Origin of the sequence: Xenorhabdus entomophaga, from assembly GCF_037996725.1 — a bacterium.
GTDB lineage: Bacteria > Pseudomonadota > Gammaproteobacteria > Enterobacterales > Enterobacteriaceae > Xenorhabdus > Xenorhabdus khoisanae.
The window spans coordinates 19,505-37,989 of the sequence record NZ_JBBMXH010000013.1 but is presented as its reverse complement, the minus strand read 5'-3'; the positions used below and the strand labels follow the sequence as shown (position 1 = coordinate 37,989).

The window sequence follows — 18,485 nt, the reverse complement described above, 5'->3', positions numbered from 1 at the left end:
GTAACGACCAAAATTGATGCTAATCTATTTCTATCAAATGGTTACGACAAGCATAAGTCTTATTAGATGTTGGTTATTTGTTTATTTAATGTTAATTTTATGAGCTAAGCCATTCTAAATAATTGTAACGGAGATAGCATGTCATTTTTGTGTCAGAACAGAGAGGGTATCTTTTGAGCGTTTAGTGTGAGGATAAATGTAAAGGGCTTGCCATCTTATCTGAACATGTTCATAATAGCGCGCATTCCTGATATGCAGGTTAAGATATAGCCTTGCTATTCATAGCGTTAACCAGTATTCAGGTATCTCCGGCTAATGATAGCCGTCAGCGACGCGGGAATAGCTCAGTTGGTAGAGCACAACCTTGCCAAGGTTGGGGTCGCGAGTTCGAGTCTCGTTTCCCGCTCCAATTTCCTCCATTCTGTTATTTTATTTCCATAAGAATATTTACGTCTGAAAGTGTAATTTGCTTTTTTTGTCTGTTTTTTATACTTCTTTTTTACCCTTACAAAAAGAATGGTCATGTATTCAACACGTTATTATTCAGATATTATCCCTATTTTTATGGGAAAACTTAATGGCCACAGTAGAAGTTAAGTGTCGATTTTGCAATCGGGCAAAAGGTGTTAAAAAGCATGATACGGGTAAAGGAAGCCATCAACGTTATCGTTGCTTGTCTTGTCATCGCACTTTCCAACTCGAGTATTCCTATCGTGCCTGTCAGGCCGGAATAAAAAGCCGCAACGTTGGTTATGGTATGCTTGGGAAGCTTACCTAAAGCGTACAATTGCTCATACTTTTGGAAAGCGAAGCAAGAAAACGCTCAAGAAACTACTGAAAAAATTATCTCGATTCAACAAACCGGATTTTTAGGCAAGGGTTCTTTAATTCAAATTATTATCTTTTTGAGGAAGTTTATTAAGACCTTTTGCCTCATTGAATATTGAGTTGAATGTAACCAAATAACATGAACCTGAATTGTATCGGTAGAGTAATCGCTTAATATCGGAACAAGCAGTTTTTTATCTAAATAATGTTGAATAGTGATATCAGGCAAATATGCAATCCCTATCCCTTTTAGGGCAAAATCAATACGAGCATTTAAATTATTGCACACAATTGATCTAGGAAGGTTAGTTTCTCTGGTTGAGTCAATTGGCCATTGTTCAATAATCCCAGTATTTGGTGAACGATAGTGTAGTAATCTATGGTTCATCAAATCAGAGGAAGTTAGAGGTTCTCCATTCTTCGCCAAATATATTGGTGATGCAACGATAAGACGCCGGAAATTACCTAAATGATGGGATCTTAGATTATTATCTGGAATATACCCAACACGTATAGCAGCATCGAATGCTTCTTGGGTTAAATCAACATTGCGGGCTGAGTAATCCAGTTCCAATTCAATGTCTGGATATTGTTCATTAAATTTAGACAAGTGATCTAAAAAAATATCTGTGATTGGAGCGAGGCTTATCTTTAAGCGTCCTTGAGGTTTTTGAACAGCGTTGGATAGCTCATATTGGAGTTCATCTATCTCGTCTAGGATTCGTCGGCTCTTTACAAGCAATATATTCCCTTCATGAGTAAGAGAAATACTCCTAGTTGTTCGGTTAAATAGTTGTACTCCAAGTTCCTTTTCAAATCGCGATATTCGCTTACCAACAGCAGATGCTGTAAGACCTAATACCCGACCTGCACCGACAAAACTTTTGAGTTCTGCGACTTGGACAAACACCGAAATTGCGGTAAGAGATTCAATCATTTTTTCTCCATTGCGGACAATTATGTCTCCATAGACCGGAGATATACCCTACTTTTTCCACAAATGCCAGTAAGATAAGATTATGTGATTCCATAAAACTATTATGTTTTTTAGTCGGCATAAGTTGTTTTTTTGATGTAACCTTTGTCGTTAATTGGAGTTTTTTATGAATAGTAATAAAGTCATGAGTTGGCCACTTTTTGCGTTGGCAATCTCCGCTTTTGCGATTGGTACAGCAGAATTTATTATTATGGGCTTATTATCCCAAATTTCGGTGGATTTGAGTATTTCTATACCTACTGCCGGATATCTGGTTTCAGGTTATGCAATTGGTGTTGTAATCGGTGGTCCTTTGTTTGCGTTTGCCTTGCGTAAGGTAGAAGAAAAAACGGCACTTCTACTGCTTATGGTTATTTTTATCGTTGGCAACTTAGCCTGCGAGTTAGCATCTGGTTTTGAAGTATTATTGATTGCTAGAGTTTTTACAGCGTTTAGTCATGCCTCTTTTATTGGGATAGCTGCAGTTTTGGCATCGCGCATTGCACCACCCGGTAAGGAAGGGAGGGCTATGACTCTTATGTTCACTGGAATGACCTTGGCTAACGTCCTGGGTGTACCAGCCGGTTCTTATATTGGTCTAGAGCTTGGTTGGAGAACGACATTTGTAGGTGTTGTTATCTTGGGCCTACTGTCTTTATTCATGATATTTATTCTTGTGCCATCCAAAAAAATCACGAAGTCTAGCAAGCGTGAAAATAGTATGATTGGATTAAAGAGACCTCTCGTTTGGCTCGGATTAATAACCAGCGTGATGGCATCAGCAAGTATGTTTACCTTCTTCACTTATATTGTTCCTATCCTTCAGGATGTTACTCATGTAGAACCAAAATTTGCCAGTCTTGCTTTGATGATCTGTGGTATTGGAATTACCATCGGCGGGCTACTTGGGGGACGTCTTGCAGATTGGAATCTCACCAAATCTTTGGTTTTAGCATTGTGTATTTTAATTGTAACGCTTGTTGCCTTCTATTGGACAAGCTATGTAAGGTATCCAGCTGTAATCAATATGGCTATTTGGGGATGTTTATCTTTCACAGTAGGAATGCTCTTGCAAGTTTTGATAATTAGAGTTGCAGGGGAATCTGCAAATTATGCCTCAACTTTGAATATCGGTGCATTTAATCTTGGTAATGCTATTGGGGCGTGGATTGGTGGGAAGGTTATTGATGCAGGATTCCCATTGAATACAATCTCCTTGGTGGCTGCTGCTATCTCTGTTGCCACTTTGATAATGGTACTTATTATGTTTATTAGCAATGGTCGACAACTTCTGATCTACAGATAGTTCTAGAATAGGATTGGTTAATAGCTTTTGCTCTCTATAAAAATGACAACAATAATTAATTCAAAGAGAGTAAACGGTCTGCTTTTTGCCAACACGACACTATCCAATCCATTAATACCGATATCCGATTGGGAACATAGTGGCTTTTCATTCTTAGCAGATGAACAGGCAGTGCGGGCAACAGCCACTCGGTTAACAGTCTGATTATTTTCACTACCATGTGGGCTTGTGGCGAAGCGAGATGACTATTTATAGTGGTGCTTTCAGTATCCTGACTTATACCTTGATGGGGATAACATTATTGGCTGTGTCTAAAATCAATTGAATATCGTTAATAAGCTCAGTGCCAAAATATAACTTCTGTTGATTAGGTTAATCTATCTATTATTCATTATCACGACAGCACTGGAATTTGATATCGCTTTTCTTGCTACTTCACTGGAATATATTTCAGTGTATTGAAAAGTAAAATTTTTTGTTAGCACTGGAAAGGTAATCTCCCCCATGATCATCATCGAGAGCCTGCGTCTATAGAATAATTACAGTAGGTATTAGTGACATTCATAGATTCTCGCCCTTTGCGATATTTAACATCTGTATTGTCGTTATGTTTGTCCTAAATAGGGGCAATTATCTTCATATATTAATCGCTGGTGCTGATTAAAAGACTTCTTTTCTTGATCTTTAAAAAAATCGTCATTATTGATGGGAGTATAGAAAAGATGATAAGAACCGGAGAAAGATATGTTGATGACCTGCGTGATGGACGAACGATTTTTATTAATGGAGAGAAGATTACAAATCATGTGGATCATCCTGCGTTCAGGAATGCTATCAGGTCTGTAGCGAATTTATATGATTATAAAGTTAAACATGCCGATAGCATGACGTTTAAGACAGAAACGGGGGAGCAAATCAGCCTGCACTGGGAATTACCCTCTACACCGGAAAAGTTAATTGCACGTGGTCATGCTGCCTATGAATGGGCGAAGCAGACGGTTGGCTGGTTGGGCAGAAGCCCTGATTATACTCCATCGGCACTTACAGGAATGCTGACGCATATTGAGTTATTTGAATCTTACTCACAAGAGCGAGCGGATGCTCTGCGGAATTATTTTGCTTATGCGAGTGAAAAAGATCTCTATCTGACTTATGCACTGGTTAGCCCACAAGGCGATCGTTCAAAAACACCGGGCGAGCATACTAAGAATATTTATCACACTCTTGGTGTGGTGGAAAAGAATGCGAAGGGCATTGTTGTCAGAGGCACAAAGATGCTGGCAACCGGGGCAGCTCTGGCAGATGAGGTTTTTGTTGGTACGCATTATCCCCTTAAGCAGGGCGTTGATGAGCGATATGCACTCTCTTTTGCTATGCCACTTAATACGGATGGCATCAAAATCATTTCAAGGCAATCTTACGAACTAGGGGCCAATCCCAAGGATTATCCGCTATCGTCCCGGTTTGATGAAAATGATTCCATGCTCTATTTTGATGATGTTTTGGTACCCTGGGAAAGGGTTTTTGTCTTCGAAGATATTGAGATGTGTCTCAGGCAGTTAGACTCAACGGCGACAGAAGTGATAATGGATACCCAAGGTCTGGCCCGTTATGCTGTGAAATTGCATTTTTTGGCGGGCTTGGCTCAGAATATGGCTGAGATAAATGGCGTGTGTCAGATCCCAGCCGTGAAGGAATCACTTGCACAGTTAGCCTGCTATGCCATGAATATGGAGGCGCTGTTTAAAAGTGTCATCCATTGTCCAAAAATATATAACGGATTTTATATACCAGATAAGACCCTGCTTTATACGTATCGGGTTATGTCGCAGTCAATATATCCTAATGCGTTGGAAATAATCAGAAAGTTGGCGGGTGGGGGCATTCTGATGTTGCCATCCAGTGAGGCAGATTTAGAAAATGATGAAATTTTAGGAATCATTGAGAAAACACAATATTCTTCAGTTGTTTCCCCTATCGAAAGGGTCAGGCTGATGAAGCTGGTGTGGGATGCGGTTGGGTCAGAGTTTGCTTCAAGGCATCATCAATATGAATTGTTTTATGCAGGCGCCCCTTATCAGACGTTAGGACGTTTTTATAAGCAATACGATTGGGAATCATCAAGAGCATTGGTTGAGAAGGTAAAAATGCCATAGTCGGTAAGGGAAAGTGCCAGCATGGAAATGCTGGCACTTATTGCAATCCCCGCCAAAAATAAATTGTCGATAAAGCGCTTGCTATCCTGTTCTAACAGGTCCATAATGCCGCCTCATTTTTGAAGAGGCAGAGGAAAATTTCTCCACTAGCGTCTAGAATGGATGAGTGGGTTTTTTGTTTCCCTGCTGATTTCTGGTGTTTTCTACTAGAATTCAATTCTTGTTTTTATCCACAGAATTTAAAATTACAGTCATATTGAGTCACTTGATGATGCTCTACTTGTTGCACAGAGTTATCCACAGGCGGCTTTGTCGTGTTTGCATATTTTGAGTTATCACTCAAGGCAATGGTTTATATTTAACTTATTGATTAATTAAAATAATTAACTTCATTTCAAAATACACCGTTCAATATTTACCCCTGATTTGTTTATTGTTCAGAAAAGCATTTTTATTTTATTCACAAGGAAATAGAAGGCTTTTTTAACAAAAAATTTGATTGGTTGATTGTTAAGCATCTCTGGGTAGGCCTTTAGTAATAGCACGTATCAATCGTTTTTGTTGTGAGGTTTGAACTTCGATTGAATTAGCATTACGGCGGGTTATTTGTTGATCAATGGCCCAGTGGATATGTTCATCTAAAACATCACCTAATCCCGTTCTTTTTTCCAAAGCTAACACGATGTCATCTTGGTAAGGCGCATTGCCTAAGGCAACAGAAATGTTGCGTAGCCAGCGCAAATACCCAATGCGACGAATTGCTGAACCTTCCGTGATGCGCAGAAACTTTTCCTCACTCCAACTGAACAGGTCAAGCAGCTCTGGAGTATGTAGTGCTGCACGCGGGCTGAAATCAGCTTCATCCGTTAATTGTGAAAAACGGTTCCACGGGCAGATAAGCTGGCAATCATCGCAGCCATAAATCCGGTTACCCATTAATGGGCGGAATTCTTCCGGTATTACGCCTTCCAATTCAATTGTCAGATATGAAATGCACCGACGGGCATCAATGGTATAAGGCTCAACGATGGCCCCTGTCGGACAAGTTGTCATGCAGGCTACACATCGCCCACATTGTTCTTCTTGGGGGACATCAACAGGCAAGGGAAGATCAATCAGCAATTCACCAAGGAAAAACCAGGAGCCTGAATCTCGGTTTAATATAAGTGAGTGTTTACCAACCCATCCAAGCCCGGCTTTTGCTGCCAGTGGGCGCTCCATGATAGGAGCTGAATCGACAAAAGGACGAAAATTCAGCGTTCCTTGATATTCATGAGTGGTGCAATAGTCTTGGATCGTATCGCCTAGTTTTTTGAGACGTTGGCGCAGCAGTTTATGATAATCTCTGCCCAGCGAGTAGCGGCTAACATAGCCCATTTGTGGATTGTTAAGCGTACTGGCAAAAGCGGCTTTAGCGGGCAGATAATTCATGCGTACACTAATCACCCGCAAAGTTCCGGGCAGCAGTTCGTGGGGGCGGGCGCGCATCATGCCGTGACGTGCCATCCAGTCCATTTCGCCATGATATTGCTTATCAAGCCATTCCTGTAGCTTCGGTTCTTCTGCCGATAAATCGGTGTCACAGATACCGACTTGTTGGAAACCGAGGGAAATACCCCATTGTTTGATATTTGCTGCTAGAAGATTCAGATCGAGAGGGGCTGCCATGGGATGTCAATTTACTGCTGTAAGAGGAGCGTAGGTTAACACAGTGTGGGTTGAATACAAAAAGTACGGAATATGGCGTTACAGCGGTGCATAAGATGTTCAATGATCATGCCTGAGATATGTTATGGTTATCGGTTAAGCTATTTTGCTGATATGTCTACCTGTTCAGGCTCTTAATTCAATAAATAAAATAGATATTTTTCGATGAAAGAACTCGTTTTATCACTTCCAAATGAAAATGCCACAGTTGCATTGGGTAATGCAGTGGCGTCAGTCGGCGATCGCGGCTATGTTATTTATTTATATGGTGATCTCGGTGCAGGAAAAACCACATTTAGCCGTGGTTTCCTACAGGCGCTCGGCCATCAGGGGCATGTGAAAAGTCCAACTTATACGCTGGTTGAACCTTATGCTTTACAACCACGGCCTGTCTATCATTTTGACTTATACCGTCTGGCTGATCCTGAAGAGCTGGAGTTTATGGGGATCCGTGATTATTTCCATCAGGACGCTATTTGTTTGGTGGAATGGCCTCAACAAGGCGCCGGTGTTCTGCCTGATGCCGATATTGAGCTGCATTTGAGTTATGACAGTGAAGGTCGACAGGCGCGTTTTGTTGCGTTATCTGAATATGGTGAAAGTCTGTTGGATAATTTGAAGTCCTTATGAAGGAATACCCGACCATGATGAATGCCTTTTTCGTAAATGTGGTAAAAAAATGGCATGCCCACTGGGTGATGGCCTGTGTTTTGTTTGTCATGTTGAGTCAGATGGTTATGACAACGGCTACGGCGGCTACGTTGTCGAATGTTCATGTGAATAATAGCCCCTCTGAGGCCACAGTAACGTTGGAATTCACTGGCGGGCGTCCTGATTATCGATTTTTTCCTTTACATTCTCCCGAACGATTAGTCGTGGATATTCGTCAATCTGGCAAAATTGTTGGTCTGCCGATGCGCTTATCCGGGCAGGATTTGGTCAGGCTGGTACGCTCCAGTCAGCCGCCTGATGCACATCATCAGAGGGTTGTGCTGGAATTGGCGAATAAAGCTACAGAGACGTTTTCAGTGAAGAAAGCAGGTAGCAAATACCAGCTAGTTATTACTCTGAAAACCAAGGGCGTAGTGAATAATAGAGCACCTATTTTCAGGGACAATACTGCTAAAAATGAAAGTAAGCAGTCACTTACTTCTGATGCCCAGCTAATAAAGCCGGAGGAAAAACCTGCCCCGAAATCTTATGAACCCACGAATCTTAATGAGAAAAGCGTGAAAAAACAGGCAATTCAATCTGGGCAAGGAAAAGGTATCCGCCCGATTGTGGTTGCTATTGATGCAGGGCATGGTGGGCAAGATCCCGGTGCGAGTGGTCAACGTGGATTGAAGGAAAAAAATGTAACTATTAGTGTTGCCCGTAAACTGGAAACACTTTTACGCAATGACCCCATGTTTAAGCCTGTACTGACGCGGAATGGCGATTATTTTATTTCTGTGGCGGGGCGTTCTGAGGTTGCCCGTAAGCATGGAGCTAATATGTTGATATCGATTCATGCGGATGCGGCTCCTAATCGTGGTGCCAGAGGGGCTTCTGTCTGGGTGCTCTCTAATCGCCGGGCAAACAGCGAATTGGGTAATTGGCTGGAACAGCATGAAAAACAGTCCGAGTTGCTGGGAGGCGCAGGAGATGCCCTTGCCAATGGCACTGACCCATATTTGAGTCAGGCTGTGTTGGATTTACAATTCGGCCATTCCCAGAGAGTTGGTTATGATGTCGCTATGCAAGTATTGAGTCAGCTCACCAGAATTGGCTCTTTACATAAACGCACGCCAGAACATGCGAGCCTCGGTGTTTTACGTTCTCCGGATATCCCGTCCATTTTAGTGGAAACCGGCTTTATCAGTAATCTGTCTGAAGAAGAGTTATTGGGTTCCAACCAATATCAGGAAAAATTGGCACAAGCCATCCATTTAGGATTACGTCATTATTTCCAGACTAATCCATTGCAGACAGCACCAAAGTAACCAATATATATGCCTATCAGAATAGGCTTAAAATCGTAAGTAAGGTCGAATAATGGCTATCAGGATATTACCCCCACAATTGGCAAATCAGATTGCCGCTGGTGAAGTGGTTGAACGCCCTGCATCAGTGGTGAAAGAATTAGTGGAAAATAGTCTTGATGCTGGTGCTACCCGCATTGATATCGATATTGAACGTGGCGGCGCAAAGCTGATTCGAATCCGTGATAACGGCTGCGGAATCAGTCAACAAGACCTTACCTTAGCGTTGGAACGTCATGCCACCAGTAAAATTGCTTCATTGGATGATTTGGAAGCAATTATGAGTATGGGCTTTCGTGGAGAAGCGCTGGCGAGTATCAGTTCTGTTTCTCGGCTGACATTGACCTCTCGCCCTGAAAGCCAGACAGAAGCGTGGCAATCTTATGCCGAAGGCCGTGATATGGACGTGACGGTTAAACCTGCTGCGCATCCTGTGGGTACGACGGTTGAAGTGTTGGATCTGTTTTATAACACGCCTGCCCGCCGCAAATTCCTGAGAACGGAAAAGACGGAGTTTGGTCACATTGATGAAGTGGTACGCCGGATCGCATTGGCGCGGTTGGATGTTGCCATTAACCTGAATCATAACGGAAAGTTGGTACGCCAGTATCGCCCTGCAAAAGATGAATCTCAGCACGAACGGCGTTTGGCTGCAATTTGTGGTACGACGTTTGTACAGCAGGCTTTGGCGTTGTCATGGCAACATGATTCCCTGTCCATTAAAGGTTGGGTGGCTGACCCAATGAGTGCTACGGCAGGAAGCGATATTCAATATTGCTATGTCAATGGACGTATGATGCGGGATCGGCTGATTAATCATGCGATTCGCCAAGCCTATCAAGATTTGATTCAGGAGGAGCAGCAGCCTGCTTATGTTCTGTATTTGGAAATTGATCCGCATCAGGTGGATGTCAATGTTCATCCTGCCAAACATGAGGTTCGTTTCCATCAAGCGCGGTTGGTGCATGATTTTATTTATCAGGGTGTGTCTGCGGTATTGAAACAGCGTAGCAAGGGCGCGGAGTTAGAGCTTGGTTGTCAGGAGACGGCTGCGAATTGGGTGCCAGAGAATCGCCCTTCTGCGGGAGAAAACCATTTTCTTCGGAAAAGCAACGTACCCGCAGATTCTGAATCTTCCCGACATCATGATACTGATGGGAACGGTAATAACGGCAAAAAGCAGGAGCATGGGGAACGACAGTATTCAGACCGTGAAACACAGCCATCGCATCATGGAGAAGGCTATCAGAAAAAACAGGGTGAACTGTACCAAAAGCTGATGCAGTTTTCACCGGAAAAAAAGAGTCCTTTGTTTCCGCAAAGAGTCACTTCAACACCTGATTCGCCAAGTCCCGGCTCAATGTCTGTTCCGGTCAGCCCGGTGCAACCGGGGCAGGGAAAAAATAACGCAGTTAATATTGGCAATACGTATGGCCTTGAAAAATACACGTTCGGAAAAGTATTGAGCATTTATGCTGATTGCCATGCCTTGATTGAATCGCCATTAGGGATAGGCTTGCTCTCCCTTCCAGTCGCTGAGCGCTGGTTGAAGCAGGCGCAACTGACACCGGGAAAACAGGGGCTTAAATCTCAGCCTTTGTTGATCCCGCTGAAACTTGCTCTCAATCAGACAGAAATGAGCACCTTGAAGCAGAATAGTGAGCTACTGAAGACTTTTGGTATTGAATCGACAGTCGCACATGGAAAAGTGACCATTCATGCGGTATCGTTGCCTTTGCGTCAACAGAACCTGCCAAAACTTCTGCCGGAGCTGTTGGGTTACCTTGGCGGATTGTCAGCCGCTTCTACTGAACAGGTGGCAATTTGGCTTTCCCGTCATTTGGGTAGTGAGCATGAAACGTGGAACGTCGCACAAGCCGTCCAGCTTTTGGCTGATGTCGAGCGTCTTTGCCCCCAACTGGTGGTATCGCCACCGGAAGGGTTATTACAGTTAATTGATTTACAAGCAGTGGTGGCACGCCTTAATCATGAGTGATTTAAAAACTCAACATCTGCCGACAGCCATTTTTATCATGGGGCCAACGGCTTCAGGAAAAACGGCGTTATCGATCGCCTTGCGTCAGCATCTTCCGGTTGAATTAATCAGTGTTGATTCCGCGTTGATTTACCGTGGGATGGATATTGGGACAGCCAAACCTTCCGCAGAAGAGCAGGCACAGGCGCCTCATCGCCTGATTGATATTCTCGATCCTGCCGAAACCTATTCTGCTGCCGATTTTCGCCGTGATGCTCTAAAAGCAATGGCGGAGATCACGGCGGCGGGGAGAATTCCACTCCTGGTTGGTGGAACCATGCTATATTTCAAAGCATTGCTGGAAGGATTATCGCCTTTGCCCTCTGCAAATCCTGAAGTTCGGGCGCAGATTGAACAGCAGGCAGCGGAGATTGGATGGGATGAATTGCATCGGCAGTTACAGGAAATTGATCCGGTTGCGGCTGTAAGGATTCATCCTAATGATCCACAACGTCTTACTCGTGCACTGGAAGTTTTTCGAATTTCGGGTAAAACTCTAACTGAATTGACTGAAACGTCTGGGGAAATATTGCCGTATCGCGTTCATCAATTTGCGATCGCGCCTGCAAGCCGTGAAATTTTGCATCAGCGTATTGCAGCCCGTTTTGAACAAATGATCAAATCAGGGTTTGAAGATGAAGTGAAAGCGCTTTATGCTCGTAGCGATTTGCATACAGATTTACCCTCCATTCGTTGTGTTGGTTATCGTCAGATGTGGTCCTACCTCGCAGGCGAAATATCTCATGATGAGATGATCTATCGTGGTATCTGTGCGACTCGCCAACTGGCGAAACGTCAGATCACATGGCTCAGGAGTTGGGACAATGTGACTTGGTTGGATAGCGATCAACCTAAACAATCACTAAACACAGTCATGCAGGTTATTAGTACATAAATTCATTGATTGTGTACAATTGATCGGTACAAAGCATCATTTTTGAGTAGTTACTTTTTCGAACCAATCGGTTCTTAGTTAAAAACAACAAAATAAGGAAAATATAGAATGGCTAAGGGGCAATCTTTGCAAGATCCATTCCTGAATGCTTTACGGCGTGAAAGGGTCCCGGTTTCTATTTATTTGGTCAACGGCATCAAATTACAGGGTCAGATTGAATCTTTTGACCAATTTGTCATTTTACTGAAAAACACTGTCAGTCAGATGGTTTATAAACATGCCATCTCAACTGTTGTGCCTTCCCGTCCTGTGTCTCATCATGGTAGCAACCAGAATGTGACAACTGGCGTTGGAAATTATCATGCTGGCACTAACCCAGCAGCACAACAGGAAACTGATGCCACTGAGTAAACCAGTGGCTGTGCATGACGTAAATAAAAACATAGGTAGGGAGACTTTACCTATGTTTTTTCCTATGGATTTTTACTTAGCCTGAGAGGTTGCGCCGTTGTTTGATCGTTATGAAGGCGGAGAATTAGCCGTTCTGGTGCATGTTTTCTTCTCACAGGAAAAAGATACGGAAAATCTCAGTGAGTTTGAGTCATTGGTAACTTCCGCAGGTGTTTCTCCTGTGCAGATTGTAACGGGAAGCCGGAAGGCGCCTCATCCGAAATATTTTGTCGGAGAGGGTAAGGCAGAGGAAATTGCCGAAGCTGTCAAAAACAGTGGCGCAGATGTGGTTTTATTTAACCATACTCTCAGCCCGGCCCAGGAACGTAATCTTGAGCGCTTGTGTCAGTGCCGCGTTGTTGATCGCACGGGCGTGATTCTGGATATTTTTGCCCAGCGGGCAAGAACGCACGAAGGCAAGTTGCAGGTTGAACTGGCGCAGTTGCGTCACTTATCTACCCGTCTGGTACGGGGCTGGACCCACCTTGAACGCCAGAAAGGGGGGATCGGGCTGCGTGGTCCCGGAGAAACTCAGCTAGAAAGTGACCGTCGTATGTTGCGTGACAAAATCAAACAGATTTTGGGGCGTCTCAGCAAGGTTGAAAAACAGCGTGAACAGGGGCGTCAGGCACGCAATAAGGCAGATATTCCTACCGTTTCTCTTGTTGGCTATACCAACGCAGGGAAATCGAGCTTATTCAATAGGATAACTTCTGCTGAAGTTTATGCGGCTGATCAGCTTTTTGCCACCTTAGATCCGACTCTGCGCCGAATAGACGTGGATGACGTCGGTGCCGTGGTTTTGGCGGATACAGTTGGTTTTATCCGTCATTTGCCTCATGATTTGGTTGCAGCATTTAAGGCGACTTTGCAGGAAACCCGGCAGGCAAAATTGCTGCTGCATGTTGTCGATGCGGCTGATAGTCGTCTTGATGAAAACATCATCGCTGTTGATAGTGTCCTTGAAGAGATTGAATCCAATGAAATTCCTTCTCTATTGGTCATGAATAAAATCGATATGTTGGAAGATTTTGTTCCACGCATCGACCGCGATGAGGAAAACTACCCTGTCAGGGTATGGTTATCCGCGCAGACTGGTGAAGGCATTCCGCTTCTATTACAGGCCTTGACTGAACGCCTTTCAGGTGAAATCGCACACTATGAATTGCATCTTCCGCCGGAAGCGGGGCGTCTGCGCAGCCGTTTCTACCAGCTTCAGGCTATTGAGCGTGAATGGGTGGAAGAAAATGGTCAAATGGGTGTTGAAATCAGAATGCCAATGGTGGATTGGCGCCGCCTGTGTAAACAAGAACCAAATTTACCCGACTATGTTGTCTGATTGATTGGCGCAGAGCGACAAACAAGGTATCATTTTACCCGCCATTTCAAGGTGCTTATGGTCATGGCGTAGCGGAGATGGAATGGCGGTGATGAAATGACTGTGCCAAAATTGCAGTGACTGAATTGCACTGTCAAAAGTATCACCAAATAATATTGGTTGCTTACAAAAACAACGAAATTCGTTGTTTCTGCCCATGGAGGCCGCTGTCAGACCTGTCAGGAACAGGCAACGGCCTGTGAAGTGGGAAGCCTCACCCATTAGGGTGGAGAGCAGTCACCTCTGAAAAACCAGTAAAAACTAAAAAGTGGAGCTAAAACATGGCGTGGAATCAGCCCGGTAATAACGGACAGGACCGCGACCCGTGGGGAAGCAGCAAAAATAATGGCGGCAACTCCAGCGGCAACAATAAAGGTGGTCGAAACCGTGGGGCAACTGATCTCGACGATCTGTTCCGTAAACTGAGTGAAAAGCTCGGTGGTCTCGGTGGAAACAAAGGTGGAAATGGTTCTGAACAGAACTCTAAATTTGGCGGGCGTCTTATTGGTCTTGCCGTTGCTGTTGCAGTTGTTGTCTGGGTTGTAAGTGGTTTCTATACGATTAAAGAAACAGAGCGTGGTGTAGTTACTCGGTTGGGTAAATTTAACCACGTTGTTCAGCCTGGCTTGAACTGGAAAATGACGTTTATCGATCGAGTACGTGCCGTTAACGTCGAATCTGTTCGTGAACTGGCAACAACGGGTGTCATGCTGACATCAGATGAAAACGTTGTACGTGCTGAGATGAACGTTCAGTACCGTGTCACTGACCCTGCAGCTTATCTTTTCAATGTCACCAATCCTGATAACAGCCTGCGTCAAGCGACAGACAGCGCTGTGCGTGGCGTGGTTGGCAAATACTCAATGGAAAAAATTCTGACAGCAGATCGTACGATTGTGCGTAACGATACTCAGAAAGTACTGGAAGAAACTATTCGTCCGTACAACATGGGGATCACGCTGCTGGACGTTAACTTCCAAACTGCGCGTCCACCAGAAGAGGTGAAAGCGGCATTTGATGATGTTATCGCCGCCCGCGAAGAAGAGCAAAAAACCATCCGTGAAGCAGACGCTTATAAAAACTCAGTTCTGCCAATAGCCAAGGGTTATGCTCAACGTATCATTGAAGATGCTAAAGCTTATAAAGTGAGTGTGGTATTGAATGCACAGGGTGAAGTGGCAAGTTTTGCCAAAATTCTGCCTGAGTATAAAGCTGCACCGGAAATTACCCGTGAGCGTCTTTACATTGAAACAATGGAACGTATTCTGAGTCAGACCCGCAAAGTTATTGCAAACGAAAAGAGCAACAACATGCTGGTATTACCATTAGATCAAGTTTTACGTAACCAGTCTGAAATGCCGACACGTCATCAAGACGCTAAAGTCGCCCCAGAACAGCGTAATACGACACATCCTACATCTACACAAGGGCGTTCAACCGATTCTGGCTATGGCAATTCAGGCTATGGTGATTCAAACAACCTGCGTGGTGAGACGCTAAGACAAGGGAGACCATAATCATGCGTAAGTCGTTCGTCTTTGTTATTGCCATCATATTGGTTGTGCTGTATTCGTCGATATTTATCGTCTATGAAGGTCAGCGTGGTATCGTGCTGCGTTTTGGCAAAGTTATGCGTGACGCTGAAAATAAACCTGTGGTTTATCAGCCTGGTCCGCACTTCAAAATTCCATTTATTGAAACTGTTAAAACGCTTGATGCTCGTATCCAGACTATGGATATCAAAGCTGACCGTTTCCTGACAAGTGAAAATAAAGACCTGATTGTTGACTCTTATCTGAAGTGGCGCATTAACGATTTCAGCAGATATTATCTGGCAACAGGTAATGGAGAAATTTCTCAGGCTGAACTGCTGTTGAAACGTAAATTCAGTGACCGTCTGCGTTCTGAGATTGGTCGTCTGGATGTCCGTGGCATCGTGACAGATTCTCGTGGTCGTCTGACGACAGATGTGCGTGATGCGCTGAACTTGGGAACAAGTGATGCTGATATTGCCGACAACGAAATTGCTTCGGCTGCGGCCCGAGTGGAGAAAGAAACGAAAGGTAAACAACCAATCCTGAACCCGAACAGTATGGCGGCATTGGGGATTGAAGTTGTGGACGTTCGTATCAAGCAGATTAACTTGCCAGATGAAGTCTCAGACGCAATTTATCAGCGTATGCGTGCAGAACGTGAAGCGGTAGCCCGTCGCCATCGTTCACAAGGTCTGGAAGAAGCTGAGAAAATCCGTGCGGCCGCTGATAAGACAGCGACTGAAATCAAGGCCGCAGCAAAAAGTGAGGCATTGGTTTTACGCGGTGAAGGTGATGCGGAAGCAACCAAATTGTTTGCTGACTCATTCAGCAAAGATCCGGAATTCTACGCATTCATCCGTAGCTTGCGTGCTTATGAAAATAGCTTCAAAAATGATGGCAACATCATGGTGCTCAGCCCGGATAACGATTTCTTCCGTTATATGAAAGAGCCGGCTAAGCAGCATAATCGTGCGAATGATTAAGTGGTTTTGACGGGCAAATAGCCTCCAATCTACTTTAATTGACAAAATAAACCTACAGGCCAGCGTGTGTCTGGCCGCTTCCTAAGCCACTGTAAAAAAACATATAGTGGCTTTTTTGCATGCTATTTTCATTACCAATGTTCACTTATCAGCCCATTTATATGACGAAACGAAATAACAGAAGTAACAAAAAATACTGAAAGGTGCTAAATGAGATGTTAGAATCCATTTTTAAGCAACCGAGTGAATTTTTGAAATGGGTAAGAACGTTGTCGTATTGGGCACCCAATGGGGTGACGAGGGCAAGGGTAAAATCGTCGACTTGCTGACTGAACGGGCTAAATACGTAGTTCGTTATCAGGGGGGCCACAATGCCGGCCATACACTAGTCATCAACGGTGAAAAAACCGTTCTCCACTTAATCCCATCTGGGATCTTACGTGAAAACGTCATTAGCATTATCGCAAATGGGGTCGTTTTAGCACCAGATGCTTTGATGAAAGAAATGAAAGAGCTTGAATCACGTGGGATTCCTGTACGTGAGCGCCTGCTTATTTCTGAAGCTTGTCCGCTGATCCTGCCTTACCATGTTGCATTGGATAATGCCCGCGAGAAAGCACGTGGCGCCAAGGCAATTGGTACAACAGGTCGTGGTATCGGCCCTGCATATGAAGACAAAGTCGCACGTCGTGGCCTGCGTGTCGGTGATCTGTTCGATAAAGAAAATTTCGCAGCCAAGCTGAAAGAAATCATTGAGTACCACAATTTCCAACTGGTTAACTATTACAACGAACCAGCGGTTGATTACCAGAAAACGCTGGATGATATTCTGGCTGTTGCTGACATCCTGACTGGCATGGTAGTTGACGTTTCTGACCTGCTTTATAAAGCAACTCAGAAAGGTGAATTGGTCATGTTTGAAGGCGCACAGGGTACGCTGCTGGATATCGACCACGGTACCTATCCTTATGTGACGTCTTCCAATACTACTGCGGGTGGTGTTGCGACTGGTTCCGGTCTGGGCCCACGTTACGTTGACTATGTACTGGGTATCATTAAGGCTTACTCCACCCGTGTTGGTGCAGGCCCATTCCCAACTGAATTATTTGATGAAACTGGTGAATACCTGCGTCAGAAAGGTCAGGAGTTTGGTGCGACTACAGGCCGTAGCCGTCGTACTGGCTGGTTGGATATCGTTGCTATCCGTCGAGCGATCCAAATCAACTCCCTGTCTGGCTTCTGCATGACCAAACTGGACGTGCTGGATGGCCTGAAAGAAGTCAAAATCTGTATTGGCTATCGTCAGGCAGATGGCTCTGTCATTGATACTACTCCTCTGGCAGCAGAAAACTGGGAAGGTCTGGAAGCAGTTTATGAAACTCTGCCAGGTTGGGATGAAAGCACTTTCGGTGTGAAAGATCACAGCCAGTTGCCACAAGCAGCATTAAACTACATCAAGCGTGTAGAAGAGCTGACCGGCGTTCCTGTTGATATTATTTCTACAGGCCCAGATCGTGCAGAAACGATGATTCTGCGTGACCCATTTGATGCTTAATTGATAGCTTAATCTTTTGGGCAAATAACCGGGCTTAATGCCCGGTTTTTACTTTTTATAGATAAAGAAATTCATAAATAAAGAAATTTATAGATAAAAAAATAAAGCAGCGAATCGCCCGTTTTGCTTAATTTTTAAAATACCCACATAATAATGAACAACTAACGAAAACCAACAAACAGACATTTTTTGGTTCCAAATAAACCCCGTAATATTCAGTCTCCCAGAGGTGAGTGTGCAGTTAACCAGTTTTACTGATTATGGACTACGTGCCTTAATTTACATGGCTTCTTTACCGGAAGGTCAAATGACCAGCATTACAGAGGTCACTGAAGTTTATGGTTTATCACGTAATCATATGGTAAAGATCATCAATCAACTGAGTCACTTAGGATTGGTGAATGCTGTCAGGGGAAAAAATGGTGGCATAAGTCTGGGTAAACCTGCCAGCGAGATCAGAATTGGTGATGTGGTTCGTTCATTGGAACCACTTTCATTGGTTAACTGTAGTGCCTGTCAAATAACGCCTGCATGTCGCTTAAAATCAGTCTTGAATCAAGCGGTAGAAAATTTTTTGGAAGAGTTGGATAAACATACTTTGGCCGATATGGTTGAAGACAATCGTCCCCTTTATCAATTGCTTCTGATTAAGTGAAGCAG

Annotated in this window: 15 protein-coding genes, 1 tRNA gene and 1 pseudogene; 14 read left to right on the top strand and 3 right to left on the bottom strand. The window is 44.0% G+C overall.

Annotated elements, in window-relative coordinates:
- Positions 1–333 precede the first annotated feature (333 nt).
- Together AAC854_RS04445 and AAC854_RS04440 are read left to right on the top strand one after the other, a co-directional pair.
- Positions 334–409: transfer RNA gene (locus AAC854_RS04445), tRNA-Gly, on the top strand.
- 168 nt (positions 410–577) lie between these two features.
- A pseudogene (locus tag AAC854_RS04440) lies at positions 578–858 on the top strand (IS1 family transposase); the annotation flags it as partial.
- Between the two features lie 31 nt (positions 859–889).
- Here the strand turns inward: AAC854_RS04440 and AAC854_RS04435 are convergent.
- A complete protein-coding gene (locus AAC854_RS04435; RefSeq protein WP_340616048.1) occupies positions 890–1,765 on the bottom strand; it encodes a LysR family transcriptional regulator in 876 nt (291 codons plus the stop codon).
- Positions 1,766–1,931: 166 nt separating this feature from the next.
- Between AAC854_RS04435 and AAC854_RS04430 the strand changes: the two genes are divergently transcribed.
- Both AAC854_RS04430 and AAC854_RS04425 read left to right on the top strand, forming a co-directional pair.
- Entirely contained in the window at positions 1,932–3,110 is a 1,179-nt protein-coding gene (locus tag AAC854_RS04430; protein ID WP_340616047.1) for an MFS transporter, read from the top strand.
- Between the two features lie 722 nt (positions 3,111–3,832).
- A complete protein-coding gene (locus AAC854_RS04425) occupies positions 3,833–5,266 on the top strand; it encodes a 4-hydroxyphenylacetate 3-hydroxylase family protein (protein ID WP_340616046.1) in 1,434 nt (477 codons plus the stop codon).
- A 510-nt stretch (positions 5,267–5,776) separates the two neighbouring features.
- Here AAC854_RS04425 and queG read toward each other — a convergent pair.
- Positions 5,777–6,934 carry a tRNA epoxyqueuosine(34) reductase QueG gene (gene queG / locus AAC854_RS04420; protein WP_340616045.1) on the bottom strand — a complete coding sequence of 386 codons (1,158 nt, stop codon included), beginning with the start codon at positions 6,932–6,934 and terminating at the stop codon, positions 5,777–5,779.
- 204 nt (positions 6,935–7,138) lie between these two features.
- Here queG and tsaE point away from each other — a divergent pair, with 204 nt between their 5' ends.
- The 6 genes from tsaE to hflX all read left to right on the top strand — a co-directional run bounded on the left by tsaE (position 7,139) and on the right by hflX (position 13,713).
- Positions 7,139–7,603, top strand: coding sequence for a tRNA (adenosine(37)-N6)-threonylcarbamoyltransferase complex ATPase subunit type 1 TsaE (tsaE, locus tag AAC854_RS04415; RefSeq protein WP_273547750.1), 465 nt, complete (start codon positions 7,139–7,141; stop codon positions 7,601–7,603).
- A gap of 14 nt (positions 7,604–7,617) precedes the next feature.
- Positions 7,618–8,955, top strand: coding sequence for an N-acetylmuramoyl-L-alanine amidase AmiB (gene amiB, locus AAC854_RS04410; RefSeq protein ID WP_422824045.1), 1,338 nt, complete (start codon positions 7,618–7,620; stop codon positions 8,953–8,955).
- A 52-nt stretch (positions 8,956–9,007) separates the two neighbouring features.
- Positions 9,008–10,990, top strand: coding sequence for a DNA mismatch repair endonuclease MutL (gene mutL / locus AAC854_RS04405; protein WP_340616044.1), 1,983 nt, complete (start codon positions 9,008–9,010; stop codon positions 10,988–10,990).
- Positions 10,983–11,924 (top strand): tRNA (adenosine(37)-N6)-dimethylallyltransferase MiaA, encoded by a 942-nt coding sequence (gene miaA / locus AAC854_RS04400; RefSeq protein WP_340616043.1) that lies wholly within the window; start codon positions 10,983–10,985, stop codon positions 11,922–11,924. The genes mutL and miaA overlap by 8 nt, the downstream gene beginning before the upstream one ends.
- A gap of 108 nt (positions 11,925–12,032) precedes the next feature.
- Positions 12,033–12,335, top strand: coding sequence for an RNA chaperone Hfq (gene hfq / locus AAC854_RS04395; protein WP_340616042.1), 303 nt, complete (start codon positions 12,033–12,035; stop codon positions 12,333–12,335).
- Between the two features lie 97 nt (positions 12,336–12,432).
- Positions 12,433–13,713, top strand: a complete 1,281-nt coding sequence (gene hflX, locus AAC854_RS04390; RefSeq protein WP_340616041.1) for a ribosome rescue GTPase HflX — start codon at positions 12,433–12,435, stop codon at positions 13,711–13,713.
- Here hflX and AAC854_RS04385 read toward each other — a convergent pair.
- Positions 13,693–13,974, bottom strand: a complete 282-nt coding sequence (locus tag AAC854_RS04385) for a hypothetical protein (protein WP_340616040.1) — start codon at positions 13,972–13,974, stop codon at positions 13,693–13,695. The genes hflX and AAC854_RS04385 overlap by 21 nt on opposite strands.
- 59 nt (positions 13,975–14,033) lie before the next feature.
- Here AAC854_RS04385 and hflK point away from each other — a divergent pair, with 59 nt between their 5' ends.
- The 4 genes from hflK (at position 14,034) to nsrR (ending at position 18,480) form a co-directional block, all read left to right on the top strand.
- Positions 14,034–15,269, top strand: coding sequence for an FtsH protease activity modulator HflK (gene hflK / locus AAC854_RS04380; RefSeq protein WP_340616039.1), 1,236 nt, complete (start codon positions 14,034–14,036; stop codon positions 15,267–15,269).
- A gap of 2 nt (positions 15,270–15,271) precedes the next feature.
- Entirely contained in the window at positions 15,272–16,270 is a 999-nt protein-coding gene (gene hflC, locus AAC854_RS04375; protein WP_340616038.1) for a protease modulator HflC, read from the top strand.
- Positions 16,271–16,526: 256 nt separating this feature from the next.
- Positions 16,527–17,825 (top strand): adenylosuccinate synthase, encoded by a 1,299-nt coding sequence (locus tag AAC854_RS04370; protein WP_340616037.1) that lies wholly within the window; start codon positions 16,527–16,529, stop codon positions 17,823–17,825.
- Positions 17,826–18,060: 235 nt separating this feature from the next.
- On the top strand, positions 18,061–18,480 hold the full coding sequence (gene nsrR / locus AAC854_RS04365; protein WP_047962420.1) for a nitric oxide-sensing transcriptional repressor NsrR: 420 nt from the start codon (positions 18,061–18,063) through the stop codon (positions 18,478–18,480).
- The last annotated feature ends 5 nt before the right edge of the window (positions 18,481–18,485 follow it).

Excerpts from the sequence above, each read along its gene's own strand:
- AAC854_RS04385 (WP_340616040.1), bottom strand. The coding sequence starts at position 13,974 with ATGGGTGAGGCTTCCCACTTCACAGGCCGTTGCCTGTTCCTGACAGGT.
- miaA (WP_340616043.1), top strand. The coding sequence starts at position 10,983 with ATGAGTGATTTAAAAACTCAACATCTGCCGACAGCCATTTTTATCATG.
- queG (WP_340616045.1), bottom strand. The coding sequence starts at position 6,934 with ATGGCAGCCCCTCTCGATCTGAATCTTCTAGCAGCAAATATCAAACAA.
- hflK (WP_340616039.1), top strand. The coding sequence starts at position 14,034 with ATGGCGTGGAATCAGCCCGGTAATAACGGACAGGACCGCGACCCGTGG.
- AAC854_RS04430 (WP_340616047.1), top strand. The coding sequence starts at position 1,932 with ATGAATAGTAATAAAGTCATGAGTTGGCCACTTTTTGCGTTGGCAATC.
- AAC854_RS04435 (WP_340616048.1), bottom strand. The coding sequence starts at position 1,765 with ATGATTGAATCTCTTACCGCAATTTCGGTGTTTGTCCAAGTCGCAGAA.
- hfq (WP_340616042.1), top strand. The coding sequence starts at position 12,033 with ATGGCTAAGGGGCAATCTTTGCAAGATCCATTCCTGAATGCTTTACGG.
- AAC854_RS04370 (WP_340616037.1), top strand. The coding sequence starts at position 16,527 with ATGGGTAAGAACGTTGTCGTATTGGGCACCCAATGGGGTGACGAGGGC.
- hflC (WP_340616038.1), top strand. The coding sequence starts at position 15,272 with ATGCGTAAGTCGTTCGTCTTTGTTATTGCCATCATATTGGTTGTGCTG.
- AAC854_RS04425 (WP_340616046.1), top strand. The coding sequence starts at position 3,833 with ATGATAAGAACCGGAGAAAGATATGTTGATGACCTGCGTGATGGACGA.
- mutL (WP_340616044.1), top strand. The coding sequence starts at position 9,008 with ATGGCTATCAGGATATTACCCCCACAATTGGCAAATCAGATTGCCGCT.
- amiB (WP_422824045.1), top strand. The coding sequence starts at position 7,618 with ATGATGAATGCCTTTTTCGTAAATGTGGTAAAAAAATGGCATGCCCAC.
- tsaE (WP_273547750.1), top strand. The coding sequence starts at position 7,139 with ATGAAAGAACTCGTTTTATCACTTCCAAATGAAAATGCCACAGTTGCA.